Source organism: Halobaculum rarum, assembly GCF_040025155.1.
Classification (GTDB): Archaea; Halobacteriota; Halobacteria; order Halobacteriales; family Haloferacaceae; genus Halobaculum; species Halobaculum rarum.
On the sequence record NZ_CP157275.1, the window covers coordinates 169,812 to 182,041 of the forward strand.

A 12,230-nucleotide genomic window follows, 5' to 3' on the forward strand; every position below is an offset into this window, starting at 1 on the left:
GGCGCCGGTGACCGCGAGTCGGACGGGGTCGGCCACGTCAGGCCTCCGTCGCGTCCGCCGCTTCCTCCAGCTCCGCGAGTAGCTCCGTCAACACGCGCAGGGTCTCCTCGCTCCCGCGCGTCAGCGGCGGGCGCATCTCGGCGGGCCCGTACCCGCGGATCGCCATCGCCTCCTTCACCGGGATCGGGTTCGTCTCGCGGAACAGCGCGCGCATCAGCGGCCCGAGCTCGTGGTGGATCTCCCGGGCGCGCTCGAAGTCGCCGTCGAGGGCCGCGCCGACCATCGCGCCGGCCCGTTCGGGCTCGACGTTCGCGACGACCGAGATGGTGCCAGTCGCGCCCATCGACATGAGCGGGAGCGTCATGCCGTCGTCGCCCGAGAGCACGTCGAACGTCTCCTCGCGCGTGCGCTCGATGATCTCCGAGACCTGGTTCGCGTCGCCGGAGGCGGCCTTGTACCCCTGCACGTTCTCGTGTGCCGCGAGATCGACGACGGTGTCGACGTCGAGGTTGAGGCCGGTTCGGCTCGGGACGTTGTACACGACCTGCGGGAGGTCGACGGCGTCGGCGATCGTCGCGAAGTGCTCGTACTGGCCCGCCGGCTCGGGCTTGTTGTAGTACGGCGAGATGAGCAGGATCGCGTCCGCGCCAGCGTCGGCCGCGCGTTCGGAGAGGTCCAGCGCCTCGCGAGTGGAGTTCGAGCCGGTGCCGGCGATCACGGGCACGTCGACGGCGTCGACGACCGTCTCGACGACCTCGGCGTGTTCGTCGTGGGTGAGCGTCGCGGCCTCGCCGGTCGAGCCGACCGGAACGAGTCCGTCGACGCCGGCCGCCTCGAGGCGGCGTGCGTCCTCGGCGAGCAACGCGTGGTCGACTTCGTCGGTACCATCGGTGAACGGCGTCGTCATCGCCGGGTACACGCCGGCGAAGGTGTCGTGGTGGATCGTCATAGTTCGGGTGTGGGTGTTGGTGCGTACGGTGGTGTCGAATGTGCGTTCGGCGAGCGAGCGAGTGCGGACCGGAACTCACCCCCGACCGGACGCTACGCCACGCCGGGGACGATCTCACACACGTTTCGGTTTCGCGGAGAAGACGGGGCGGACACCCGGCTCGACGGCGACGGCACGCGTCGAGATCGGCGTCTCGCTCATTACCGGAGTACAGATCCGACACGAGTAAAGGCGTTTCCCTGTGGGCTGAATTTGTGATCCGGTAACGTCGCGTGCTGGCGGATCGTACAGACGAGGGGCGACGCGGGCTGTTGGCTCCATCCGGTCCGACTTGATCCCGCAGAACGGGCTGTCTACGGCGGTGTCATACGACACTTCACAATACTCTTTCAAGCTAATCTGAGGTGAATCGTTCGGTAGGTGGGTATGTGAACGTAGAGTCAGTAGTCCTGTCATTCCCGGTGAGTTGGCTCAATCGCTACTGAATATAGCGTGCACAACCAGCAGATTTCTCCTTGGTCAGCGGGGGTTGATATGACTACTCCGTCTTTTCCCACCTCCACGATTGCATTGAAGCCTGATCTGAGTGTATCGTCTGGCTGTCCGCCAGACTACGTCTGGCGACCACGTCGATATCAACCTGTAGACCGTCACCCAACAGCCGTTGGTGGGCCAGCGGAATGTCGCTTGCTCGGGCCGGCTGTCGATCTATCCGCAGGCGTGGCAAACGGATGGACAAAACTCGAGGCCAGATTAGGCCGTGTAGGCGTCGACCCAGACGAAGTTCTCGAGCGTGATGGCGTAGGCGTCGGCACTGCCGACGTAGCGAGTCGTGTAGCTCGTCGGGTAGTAACCAGCCTCGGGGAACGCACTCGGGAGCGGTACGTCGGTCGTGACCTCCCCGGTGGTACTGGCGGCGACATCACGCATGAACGCCTCGGTGATCATCGGCTCGGTGAACGTGAGCTGGCCGGTGCCGTCACCCTCGTAGGTCGGGAGGTCAATCAGGCTCCCATCGGGGCCCAGTGGCAGTTGGACGGTGCCGTCCGGATCCGCCGGGTCGATGCTGAAGTCGTACGCCCCGTAGATGTAGGTGTGCGTGAACGGGACGGCCGGGTCCCACTCGGGGGAGCGCTCGTCATAGAGGTGTTCGCCCATCGCCTTCACGATGAAGCGGGGGTCCTCGTAAACGAAGTGCTCGGGCCAGTACGGGGCGGGGAGATCGTAGGTCGCGACACCCATGAACGGGAGTGGCCCGGGTGTGACGATGCTCTCTATCGCCGCCTCGTCCACGAGGTAGTAGTGGAAGTCGAAGTGAGGGCTGTTCCACACGCCGGCGGGGGGATGGCCAGCTGGATTCCAGTTGATCCCGGCGAACGTGTAGGCGAGCCCGTCGACGGCGGGGAAATCGAGGGCGAGATGCTGCTCGCCGGACTGGCTCGTGAGATGCTCGAAGGCATCGCTGGATACCCAGATACCCAAGTGGGTGGGTTTCCCGGCGCGATTAGTTGTGGTGAACGTCCACACGTCGTCCTCGCCACCGGCGAGGGATACCGACTCGCCGCGTTCGAAGTTCGAGTTCGGGGTATCGAACGGATTCTGGCCCCTCGATCCAGCTCCGCTGGCCGTTCCGACGAGAAGACTCCCGGCGAACCCAGCTCCGAGCCCTTGCAGTACGGTCCGGCGACCGACAGTGGAGAGACGACCAGCAACTTGTTTCGACATGATACGGAGATATAAACGTCGTAAACATGCATATACTCGTAGTGACACGTGATAGCAGGACACTCGGTTCGAAGCGTACGCTTGAGTTTAGAGCAAGGAGCCACTCGCAGTAGGGCAGCGGTGAACGGGGCAGGCCGGTACGTACCACCCGAATAGCTAGTTTCCCTTCCTCTCCGACTTGTGGCCTACTGCAGTTATACTCTGTATCTCGCACCGGGCTTCTGACGCTATCTCGGTAGGTTGGCGCTCAGGGTCGGTAAGTGAGTCATCTGTATCGAGGGAACCGCCATTAGGAGGAGTCGTAATCAGTCGATACAGCGAGTACAGACAGTCAGTCCAGCCGAGTGGTGGTCACTCCCGCCCGACGTACCGGCGGTGAGCATCGTAGATGGCAGGCAGCCCGAGCGGCAAGGCGAGGACGCCGAAGAACGCTTCCACGACCACGACGACGCCGAGGGATTCTCGCCAGACGAGGAGCGTGGAGGCGACCAGCCCGACGGTGGCGACGCCGTATGCGAGGTTGCTCCAGAGCGGGTCGTACGACGAGCAGTACAGCCAGCAGACGAACGTGTAGGAGGGAGCGTTCCACGTCGGCGGATGCAGTTTCGGCCAGAAGAACCGGCAGTAAGTCGTCAGGGCGAACATCGAAAGCGTCGGTAGCACGAGCAGCCACCCACCGGGACCGAGCCGCCACCGGCGTCTGAACCGTGCGTGGCCCCGAAAGAACAGGGCAGGGACGCCAGCTATCCACAGCCAGACGGCAACAGTATAACTGACTGGCCAGTGCTCGATGCGGGGCTGAGTGATCGGTAACCGGAGCTGCGCAGGCAGCGAGAACCACGGAAACGACGGGTCGGGAACCGGGTTCGTGAACAGCGCGAGGACCCCGAGGACCGTCCCAACGACGAGTCCGTACAGCCCGTATCTCGTGTACCTCTCCAGCCAGCGGGGAAGCACGTCTTCTTCCGGTTGTGACGGGTCCGTGTTCGTTCTCGTCATGGGTCTATCAGTGGCGGTCGTGGTCGCCAGCAACGACCGTGTTGATGACGTCAGACTCGATTGACATCTTCTCGGACCGACGCTTGCACAGGTCCGAGTATAAGCAATGGGTCTCGTCGTCGCGGGTCACGCTCGATCCGTCCTCGTCGGTCCCCATCCCACAGACCGGGTCGCGGTACTGGCCGGGTGCGTCCAGACGGCGTCGGCAAACGTAGAGCAGGAAACCCGAGGGAGCGAACGCGATCAGTTTCTATCAACTCCAGGGAGAGTATGACGTGACACGCTCGAGGGGTTGTCTGTCCGCGCCGTTTCAAGGTAGCTATGCTGACAATTCCATGACGCCCTCTGTAAACCCTTATACGAATACCGACACGAGAACCCGGTAATGAGCGACCTCCCGGACGACTTCGACTGTACGGTCACCAATTGGGAGTACATCTACGGACTCTGTCGGGACGTCTCCGATCAGGTGAAGGCCGCGAACTTCGAGCCGGACGTCGTCGTCGCGCTCGCGCGGGGCGGCTGGTTCGCGGGGCGGTGCATCTGTGACTTCCTCGGGCTCAACGACCTCACGAGCTTGAAGATGGAACACTACGTCGGCACCGCCGAGAAGTCCGGCGAGCCGACCGTGCGCTACCCGATGCCGGAGGGGAGCGTCGAGGGGAAGGACGTGCTCATCATCGACGACATCGCCGACACGGGGGGATCGATCAAGCGCGCCCACGAGTACGTCGCCGACCGTGACTGCGGCGAGGTTCGCACGGCGACGCTCCAACTGCTGCAGACCTCGGAGTTCGAGCCCGACTTCGTCGGCGAACAGCTCGAAGACTGGACGTGGATGGTGTACCCCTGGAACTTCATCGAGGACATGATCGACCTGACCACGGGCGCGATGGAACAGGCGGACACCGAGACGTTCACGCTCGAGAACGTGCGCCACTACCTCGCGGAGTTCCACGGTATCGACCGCATCGAGATGGAGATCGCACAGCCCGGACGGGTCGGGGAGGTGCTCGACGAGATGGAGCGCCGCGACGTGGTGCGCGAGACGGCCGACGGCTACCGCCTGCTCGACAACGGCGCCGGCAGCGACGCCGGCGGGGCGTAATCGGTCGACAGCGTGGTGCTTCTCGACATCTTCGCGGGCGCAGTCTTACCGATCGTCGCGGTCGCGGCGGTCGGCTTCGCGCTGGGACGCGCGAGCGACATCGACGCCGACCCACTGAACACCGTCGTCGTGTACGTGCTCGCGCCCGCGCTCGTCCTCCACAGCCTCGCGACGGCCGCCTTCTCCGGCGCCACGATCGCCCGGATGACGATCGCGGTCACGGCGTACATTCTCGGGATGGTCGTCATCGCCGAAGGGGTCGGGAGGCTCTTGGGCGAGTCCGAGCCCCGCCTGTCGGCGCTCGTGCTCGCGGCGACGTTCCCCAACTCGGGGAACTACGGCATTCCGCTGTCGGACTTCGCGTTCCCGGAGGGCGGACGGGCGGCGGCGGTGCTGTATCTCGCGATCCAGTCGGTGCTCATCTACACCGTCGGCGTGTACGTCGCCTCCCGCGCCGGCGGCGGTGGCGGCCTGCAGGGGATCCGCCGCGTGGTCAAGATCCCCCTCGTGTGGGCCGTCCCGGTCGCGCTCGGCGCCCGCGCGCTCGGCGTCGTGCCGCCCGCCGACGGAACCGCGATGCAGACGTTGCAGCTGGTCGGCGACTCGTCGATCCCGGTGATGCTACTCATCCTCGGGATCCAGCTCTCGCGAACGGACTACGGTACCGCGCTCTCGCAGGCGGCTACCCCCTCGATCCTGAAGATGGTCGTCGCGCCCGCGGTCGCGGTCGCCATCGCGACCGTCATCGGCTTTCAGGACGACACCGTCGCGCGCGTGTTCGTCCTGGAGTCGGCGACGCCGGCGGCCGTGACCCCGCTCATCCTCGTGGGCGCGTTCGCCGACGACCTCGAAGTCGGCGGTGTTTCGGTCCCGGAGTACGTGAGCACCGTGATCCTCGTGACGACGCTCGCTTCGATCCCGATACTGACCGGACTGATCGCGCTGTTGGAGAGCGGGGCGCTGATCTGATCTGATCTGATCTGATCTGATCTGAGAAGGTGCGTCGCCCGCGTGGGCCACTGTTTCGTTTCGGTGGCGCGTTCCGACCGACCGGAGCCGCTATCGCCTTCCGACCGACCGAGGGCCGGCGTTCAGCCGAGTTCGAGCGTCTCGACGTACCGGATGCACGATTCCAGCGCCCGGTTCCGGTGGTACCTGACGATCCCAGCGTCGGCGTCGTAGTCGACGACCCCCAGTTCATCGAGCTTTGGAAGGTGGACGTGTCCGAGCGAGACCTCGAGTTCCTCGCGTGACCGCTCCGGCTCCCGTCTCGGGATCGCACGCTCGCGTTCGTCGACCAGGTCGATCAGCCGGTCGACGGAGTAGTTGTCGCGTCGGTTCGCCCGCAGCGCGTACAGCAGCGTCCGACGGCGGGAGTCGGAGATCAGCTCGATGACCGAGTCGAACGAGTACGGTATCGGGACCGTCTCGGGTCGCGCGGAATCGGTCCGCGCGACCCCGCCGGGCGGGGGGCTCGTCTCGCGGAACGACGGATCGGCGCTCGATCGGTCGTCCGCCGAGACGATCCACCCCCCGTCCGAGGCGTGTTCGACAACGGTCCCGTACAACGGCCGCAGCGTCGCGATCGTCTCCGCGTCGTGTTCGCTGGGGTCGATGTGGTGGTGTGCGAGCACGCCCAAGCGCTCACACAGCGTGTTGAGTCCGTTCACGAACCCGATCAGGCGGTCGCGATCGAACCGCCGGAGCGCCGTCGACAGCGAATGCAGACACAGGGTGGTCTGGCCATCTGTCCCTCGCAACTCGCCCAGCGTGCACGCGATCGATAGACTGAGATCGAGGAGATCCGCGTGCTCCGGGAGCGCGTCGACTCCGATCTCCGGAAACTCGTCGGAGGCGACAGCCTGCGATCCGGGACGGGCTCCGTTCCCAGCGTCGACGATCGTCGCCCGGTTCGGGCGGACATCCCCGACTTCCCGCCGCCAGACCGACAGTCGTTCGTCCGGAGTTGCATCCAGCGTGACGCTCACGACGTTCGCCGACGACGGATCGCCGCCGGCCAGCATGTCGGTGCACGCCTCGTCGTCCGCGGAACCGTGAGCGGGCGCCAGGAGAAGGACCGACGAGTTCCCGCCCGGAAACCGATCGGGCACACTGGCTCCATCACTCATTGCCGATCCTCTCTCGGTCAGGGGTATGTATGTTCTGCTAGTGACACTATGACAACCTAAAGAACGATCGTGAAGGTTACGAGTCCGATCCGCTCACGGAACGTTCGAGGGAGTCGGGTCAGTCGTCCGCGGGGACGCCCGACGGCGGGTCGACGACCGAACTCGTCCACGAGCCGCGAGCGAGCCACGCGAGCGCGACGAGCGCACCGGCGACGTCGCCGGCGACGACGGCCCACCAGATCCCGGCGGTGCCGAAGTCGTACACGAACACCGCCGCGTACGTCACCGGCACCCGGACGAGCCACACCGCCACCAGCGACAGGGCGAGCGCGGTCGTCGTCCGACCGGCCCCGCGGAACGCCCCGCGCGAGACCTCGAAGATCCCCGTGAAGACGAACATCACCGACGCGACCCTGAGGTACGTCGACGCGTACGCGATCGTCTCGCCCGCCTCCGCGGAGCCGGGCGGGAGGAACACTTGCACGATCGGCGCCGGGAACGCCGCCGCCAGCGCCGCGACCGGGATCATCACCGCGGTCACGACGATCAACGCGGCCCGGACGGCCCGCTGCGCGCGGTCGGGCTTCTCCGCGCCGAGGTTCTGCCCGACGACGGTGTTCACAGCTTGGGCCAGCCCCATCGCCGGCAGGAACACCAGCGAGATGAGGCGGTTCCCGAGCCCGTACGCCGCCACGATCGCCGGCGGAAACGTCGCCACCAGCGCCGTGAGCACGACGAACGCCAGGGCGACGCCCGACTGCTCCAGCGCCGAGGGGACGCCGAGGCGGACGACCTTCTTGACGATCGCCGGCTTCGGGACGAGGTCGCCGGGCCGGATCGACGGCCCGGCGGGCGTTCCGAACAGGACGTACCAGCCGACGACGGTGGCGATCGCCCGGGAGATCAGCGTCGCCCACGCCGCGCCCTCGATCCCGTAGGCGGGCACCGGTCCCCATCCAAAGATGAGCACCGGGTCGATGACGACGTTCACCGCGACGGAGACGACCATCACGCGAAGCGGGGCGCGCGTGTCGCCGTACCCCCGCATCAGCGAGACGAACGTGAAGAAGCCGAACAGGAACGGGGTCGCGAGGAAGAACACCCGCATGTACGCCGCCGCCAGCGGGACGATATCCGTGGCCGTCTGCTCGTCTGCGGGGATGAGCGCCAGCGCCGGCTCGACGGCGAGGTAGCCGAGCGCGCCCAACACCACCGCCACGAGCATCACGAACCCGAGCGCCGTCCCGGCGACCTTGCCCGCCTCGCGGGAGCTCCCGGAACTGGCGGCGCTCGCGCCGGTGTGCTGGGCCACGAGGATCGCGCCCGCGGCGGTGAACCCGCCGCCGACGCTGATGAACAGGAACACGATCGGGAACGCCAGCGAGAGCGCACCGACCGCGTCCGCCGAGAGCCGACCGAGCCAGAACGTATCGGCGACGTTGTACATCACCTGCAGCAGCTGGATGAGCACCAGCGGCCACGCGACGCGCAGCATCGGCCGGAGGAGGTCCCCCTCGACGAGATCCGACGAACGCGCTGAGGAGGGGGACCCGCTCATGACTCCTACGAAGCGAAGGTGGGACTTGAACGCTTCTCACGCATGGTACCACGAAACACGGGGACGCGATCGCCTTCGGGGTCCTTCGAGGCCCCTCGGGAGGTGCCGTGTGGCCGATGTGACTCAGGTACCGTTATTCCTGCACCCGCCGACCGGCCCGTATGGCGACGCTCATCGCTCGTCTCGCCGCCGCGTGCGAGCGGTTCGGGGCGGGTCGGCTCCCTCGTGTGGGGGACCACAGTATCGGCGCCGGGTACGCCTGTGCGGCGAGCGCCCTCCTCGCGTGTCTCGTGTTCGCGTTGGCGGCCGCCGCGCTGACCGGGACGCTCATCGACGGCCTGTCGATCGCGGTGCTCGCGGGTCCCTTGGTCGTCCCGAGCGCGTTCCTCGCCGGGGCACTCACGTGGCGATTTCTCTCGAGGCGGTTCGAGCGGACGCCCCGTTTCGGCGCCGTTGCGGGCGCCCTGGCGACCGGACTCACCTACTGCGTCGCGGTACTCGGGTTCACCGTGGTGCTACTCGTCGTCGCTCCGCCCGGGGTGCCCGGGGAACCGCTCCCCGAGTACCTCGCCGGCACGGCCGGAGGTGCGGCGTCGATCGGGTTCTTCGGGTTCGTTCTCACCGTCCCGATCGCGCTCCCGATCGGGACGGCCGGCGGATACGTCTACGAGCGCGTCCGACGCGAACGGGGGAGCTGAAGCGATCACCCCTCGACGCCGGGCACGTCGAACTCGTTCGCCTCGCGACGGATCCGTTCGGCGTCGAGGGTGCGGTGGCCGCCGCGCGACTCGTCGTACAGCACCTCGCCGTCGACCATCGTGAGGCGAACGTCGTCGCCGTGGGCGGCGAACACGAGGTGACTCACGGGGTCGTGCAGCGGCGTCGCCCGGGTCACGTCGGTATCGATGCCCAGCACGTCCGCCTTCCATCCCTCGCGGAGCGCGCCCACCCGCTCGAACCCGGCTGCGGCCGCGCCGTTGTGCGTCGCCATCCGGAGGACCGTCTCGGCGTCGACGGCGGTCGGGTCGAGCGCGTCGACCTTCGCGAGCAGGCTCGCCTGCTTCAACTCCGTGAACGGGTCGAGGGTGTTGTTGCACGGCGGGCCGTCGTTGCCGAGGGCGACGTTGACGCCGCGCGCGAGGTAGTCCTCGACGGGCGCGATTCCGGAGGCGAGCTTCATGTTCGACGATGGGCAGTGGGTGACGTGGGTGCCGGTCTCGGCGATGATCTCGCGCTCGCGTTCGTCGGTGTGGACGCAGTGGGCGAGGATCACGTCCTCGCCGGTGAGCCCGACCTGGTGGAGGTACTCGACGTTCCGCTTGCCGGTGCGCTCCTCGACGACGGCGATCTCGTCGGTGTTCTCCGAGGCGTGGGTGTGGATGCGCACGCCGTCGTACGCGTCGGCGAGTTCGCGGCAGCCGCGCAGACACTCGTCGGTGCAGGTGACGGCGAATCGCGGGGTGACCGCGTAGCGTACCCGCCCATCGTCGGCGCCGTGGTAGTTCCAGATGAGCCCCTCCGACTCCGCGAGCGCCCGCTCGGTGTCCTGACGGAGCCCATCGGGCGCGTTCGTGTCCATCAGCACCTTCCCGGCGCGGGCGCGGATACCCGACTCGATGGCCGCCTCAAGTGCCTGGTCGGCGTGGTGGACCGACAGGTGGTCGATCACGGTGGTGACGCCAGACTCGATACACTCCAAATAGCCCAGCTCCGCCGCGAGTCGCATTCCCTCGGCGCCGAGCCCGGCCTCCATCGGGAGCACGTGGTCGTTCAACCAGTCCAGGAGGGAGGCGTCGTCGGCGATCCCTCGCCCGAGCGACTGCACCGAGTGGACGTGCGCGCCGACGGTGCCGGGCGCGACGATCCCGAACTCGCGGCGCTCGTGGTCGGGGTAGCGGTCGCGGAGGGCTGCCTCGTCGCCGACGGCGACGATCGCGTCCCCCTCGACGACGACCGCGCCGTCCGCGATGACCGTCTCGGGGTCGACGACGACGGTTCCGGCGAGTAGCATTGATCCGACTGTTCTCCCGCGTCGTCGTACAAAGACGTGTGGATCCGAGGTCAGGCCCACTATCGGCTCCTCTCCGGTCGGATCCACATCCCTTTAGCGGGAACCGCCCGAACCGTAGCCACGCATGACCATCGGCTTCATCGGCGGCAGCGGCATCTACGAGGCGCTCCCGTTGCGGAACACGCGCACCGAGTCCGTCACGACCCCCTTCGGCGAGCCCTCCGCGGATCTGGAGATCGGCGAGTTCGGCGATACCGGCCGCGAGGTCGTGTTCCTCCCCCGGCACGGCTCCGACCACCAGCGCTCGCCCACGGACCTGCCGTACAAGGCGAACATTCACGCGCTGAAGCAGGCCGGCGTCGAGTACGTCATCGCCAGCAACGCCGTCGGCTCCCTGAAGGAGGAACTGTCGCCGCAGACGCTCGTGGTCCCCGACCAGATCTACGACCGGACGAAACACCGCGATCTGTCCTTCTTCGGCGACGGGATCGTCGTCCACCAGCCGTTCACGCGGCCCTACTCGCCGAAGCTGGCGGACCACCTCGCTGACGCGGCCGAGCGTGCGCTCGACGACATCGGCTCCGATTCCGCCGTCGTCGACGAGGGGACCTACGTCTGCATCGAGGGGCCGCAGTACTCCACGAAGGCCGAGTCGGAGTTCTACAAGGGTCAGGGCTGGGACCTCGTGGGGATGACCGCGATCCCGGAGGCCAAACTCGCCCGCGAGGCCGAGATGGCCTACGCGACGGTCGCCGGCGTCACCGACTACGACGTGTGGAAACAGGACGCCGAGGTCACCCTCGAAGAGGTGCTCGAGAACGCCGCGGCCAACGAGGAGGCGATCAAGGAGACCGTCGAGGAGGCCGTCCGCACGTTCCCCGACGACATGGACTGCGAGGCCCACGGCTCGCTCGAAGGGACGATCAACACGCCCGCCGAGGCCGTCCCCGAGGAGACGCGCGAACGCGTCGGGATCTTCGTGGACGAGTACCTCGACGACTGACGCGACGGCTCAGTTGGTTCACCGACCAGCTACTGAACCATCCGATAAGAGGGTACTGCGAATGAATCAGTAGCGCTGGCCACACACAGAACCCGTGTTAGGCGGTGGTGGACTCAAAGACCGGTTCTGGATCGGTCGGTTGAGTCGCGTCACAGACGCGGATGCGACCGTCGGAGCGGACGAACACGTTCCACGTGTCTACCTGAAAACTGAGGAGAGCATCACCGTCCGTGCGTCTGACAGAAGAGTCAAACAGCGCATTGAGGGCGTCCGGGTCAACGTAATCGAACAGTGGTGGGAGACCAGTTGGATCAACACCGACAGCGTCCGCCAGAGCCCAGATAATAGCGTCTGTGGCGGAACGATCACTTTCGAAATCGTATTCCGCATCAACGACCGGTGTACATCCACGATAGACGGATATCTTTCCGTGTTTGTTCATATCACGTCAACTGTCTCACTCTGTAAAGTGTTGTCGTGAAAATCTGACTGACAGCAGATCCCCATTCTGTACGTAGCGGTTAGTAGTTCGTCTGTATCAATCATTGACCATCCTTCCAGCGCGTCTCGACCGAACACACATGGAACAACCGGTAGTTCTTGGTGCGAGTGTTGCATCCGCGAGCGAAGCGAGCGGTTCTCCGGACCCGACCGGAGGGAGGGTCCGGCCTTTTGGCATCACCAGACGCCGCAGACGTCCGGTTAGCAGCAGGTACGCTTCGCGTTCCTGCAGCATCACCAGAACCGC

Annotated in this window: 11 protein-coding genes; 4 read left to right on the forward strand and 7 right to left on the reverse strand. The window is 66.3% G+C overall.

The features are described 5' to 3' along the window. Positions 1-37 precede the first annotated feature (37 nt). The 3 genes from dapA to ABJD39_RS00960 all read right to left on the reverse strand — a co-directional run bounded on the left by dapA (position 38) and on the right by ABJD39_RS00960 (position 3,673). Complete coding sequence (dapA, locus tag ABJD39_RS00950) at positions 38-949, reverse strand: 4-hydroxy-tetrahydrodipicolinate synthase (RefSeq protein ID WP_348610921.1); 912 nt, start codon at positions 947-949, stop codon at positions 38-40. A 753-nt stretch (positions 950-1,702) separates the two neighbouring features. After that, complete coding sequence (locus ABJD39_RS00955; RefSeq protein WP_348610923.1) at positions 1,703-2,431, reverse strand: hypothetical protein; 729 nt, start codon at positions 2,429-2,431, stop codon at positions 1,703-1,705. A 594-nt stretch (positions 2,432-3,025) separates the two neighbouring features. Continuing rightward, a complete protein-coding gene (locus tag ABJD39_RS00960) occupies positions 3,026-3,673 on the reverse strand; it encodes a hypothetical protein (protein WP_348610925.1) in 648 nt (215 codons plus the stop codon). Between the two features lie 385 nt (positions 3,674-4,058). Between ABJD39_RS00960 and ABJD39_RS00970 the strand changes: the two genes are divergently transcribed. Both ABJD39_RS00970 and ABJD39_RS00975 read left to right on the forward strand, forming a co-directional pair. After that, entirely contained in the window at positions 4,059-4,781 is a 723-nt protein-coding gene (locus ABJD39_RS00970; protein ID WP_348610927.1) for a phosphoribosyltransferase, read from the forward strand. A gap of 12 nt (positions 4,782-4,793) precedes the next feature. Further along, entirely contained in the window at positions 4,794-5,750 is a 957-nt protein-coding gene (locus ABJD39_RS00975) for an AEC family transporter (protein ID WP_348610930.1), read from the forward strand. A 122-nt stretch (positions 5,751-5,872) separates the two neighbouring features. On the opposite strand, the gene ABJD39_RS00980 is transcribed toward ABJD39_RS00975, so the two are convergent. Both ABJD39_RS00980 and ABJD39_RS00985 read right to left on the reverse strand, forming a co-directional pair. Next, on the reverse strand, positions 5,873-6,910 hold the full coding sequence (locus ABJD39_RS00980; RefSeq protein WP_348610933.1) for a DUF7504 family protein: 1,038 nt from the start codon (positions 6,908-6,910) through the stop codon (positions 5,873-5,875). A gap of 118 nt (positions 6,911-7,028) precedes the next feature. Beyond that, entirely contained in the window at positions 7,029-8,468 is a 1,440-nt protein-coding gene (locus ABJD39_RS00985) for an MATE family efflux transporter (protein WP_348610936.1), read from the reverse strand. Positions 8,469-8,629: 161 nt separating this feature from the next. Here ABJD39_RS00985 and ABJD39_RS00990 point away from each other — a divergent pair, with 161 nt between their 5' ends. Beyond that, a complete protein-coding gene (locus tag ABJD39_RS00990) occupies positions 8,630-9,166 on the forward strand; it encodes a hypothetical protein (RefSeq protein ID WP_348610939.1) in 537 nt (178 codons plus the stop codon). A 5-nt stretch (positions 9,167-9,171) separates the two neighbouring features. On the opposite strand, the gene ABJD39_RS00995 is transcribed toward ABJD39_RS00990, so the two are convergent. After that, positions 9,172-10,479, reverse strand: coding sequence for a 5'-deoxyadenosine deaminase (locus ABJD39_RS00995; protein WP_348610942.1), 1,308 nt, complete (start codon positions 10,477-10,479; stop codon positions 9,172-9,174). Positions 10,480-10,603: 124 nt separating this feature from the next. Between ABJD39_RS00995 and mtnP the strand changes: the two genes are divergently transcribed. After that, a complete protein-coding gene (mtnP, locus tag ABJD39_RS01000) occupies positions 10,604-11,482 on the forward strand; it encodes an S-methyl-5'-thioadenosine phosphorylase (RefSeq protein WP_348610945.1) in 879 nt (292 codons plus the stop codon). A gap of 97 nt (positions 11,483-11,579) precedes the next feature. Here the strand turns inward: mtnP and ABJD39_RS01005 are convergent, their stop codons facing one another. Next, positions 11,580-11,924 carry a HalOD1 output domain-containing protein gene (locus tag ABJD39_RS01005; protein WP_348610948.1) on the reverse strand — a complete coding sequence of 115 codons (345 nt, stop codon included), beginning with the start codon at positions 11,922-11,924 and terminating at the stop codon, positions 11,580-11,582. Positions 11,925-12,230 lie beyond the last annotated feature (306 nt).

Excerpts from the sequence above, each read along its gene's own strand:
- dapA (WP_348610921.1), bottom strand. The coding sequence starts at position 949 with ATGACGATCCACCACGACACCTTCGCCGGCGTGTACCCGGCGATGACG.
- ABJD39_RS00960 (WP_348610925.1), bottom strand. The coding sequence starts at position 3,673 with ATGACGAGAACGAACACGGACCCGTCACAACCGGAAGAAGACGTGCTT.
- ABJD39_RS00970 (WP_348610927.1), top strand. The coding sequence starts at position 4,059 with ATGAGCGACCTCCCGGACGACTTCGACTGTACGGTCACCAATTGGGAG.
- ABJD39_RS00980 (WP_348610933.1), bottom strand. The coding sequence starts at position 6,910 with ATGAGTGATGGAGCCAGTGTGCCCGATCGGTTTCCGGGCGGGAACTCG.
- ABJD39_RS00985 (WP_348610936.1), bottom strand. The coding sequence starts at position 8,468 with ATGAGCGGGTCCCCCTCCTCAGCGCGTTCGTCGGATCTCGTCGAGGGG.
- ABJD39_RS00990 (WP_348610939.1), top strand. The coding sequence starts at position 8,630 with ATGGCGACGCTCATCGCTCGTCTCGCCGCCGCGTGCGAGCGGTTCGGG.
- ABJD39_RS00995 (WP_348610942.1), bottom strand. The coding sequence starts at position 10,479 with ATGCTACTCGCCGGAACCGTCGTCGTCGACCCCGAGACGGTCATCGCG.
- mtnP (WP_348610945.1), top strand. The coding sequence starts at position 10,604 with ATGACCATCGGCTTCATCGGCGGCAGCGGCATCTACGAGGCGCTCCCG.
- ABJD39_RS01005 (WP_348610948.1), bottom strand. The coding sequence starts at position 11,924 with ATGAACAAACACGGAAAGATATCCGTCTATCGTGGATGTACACCGGTC.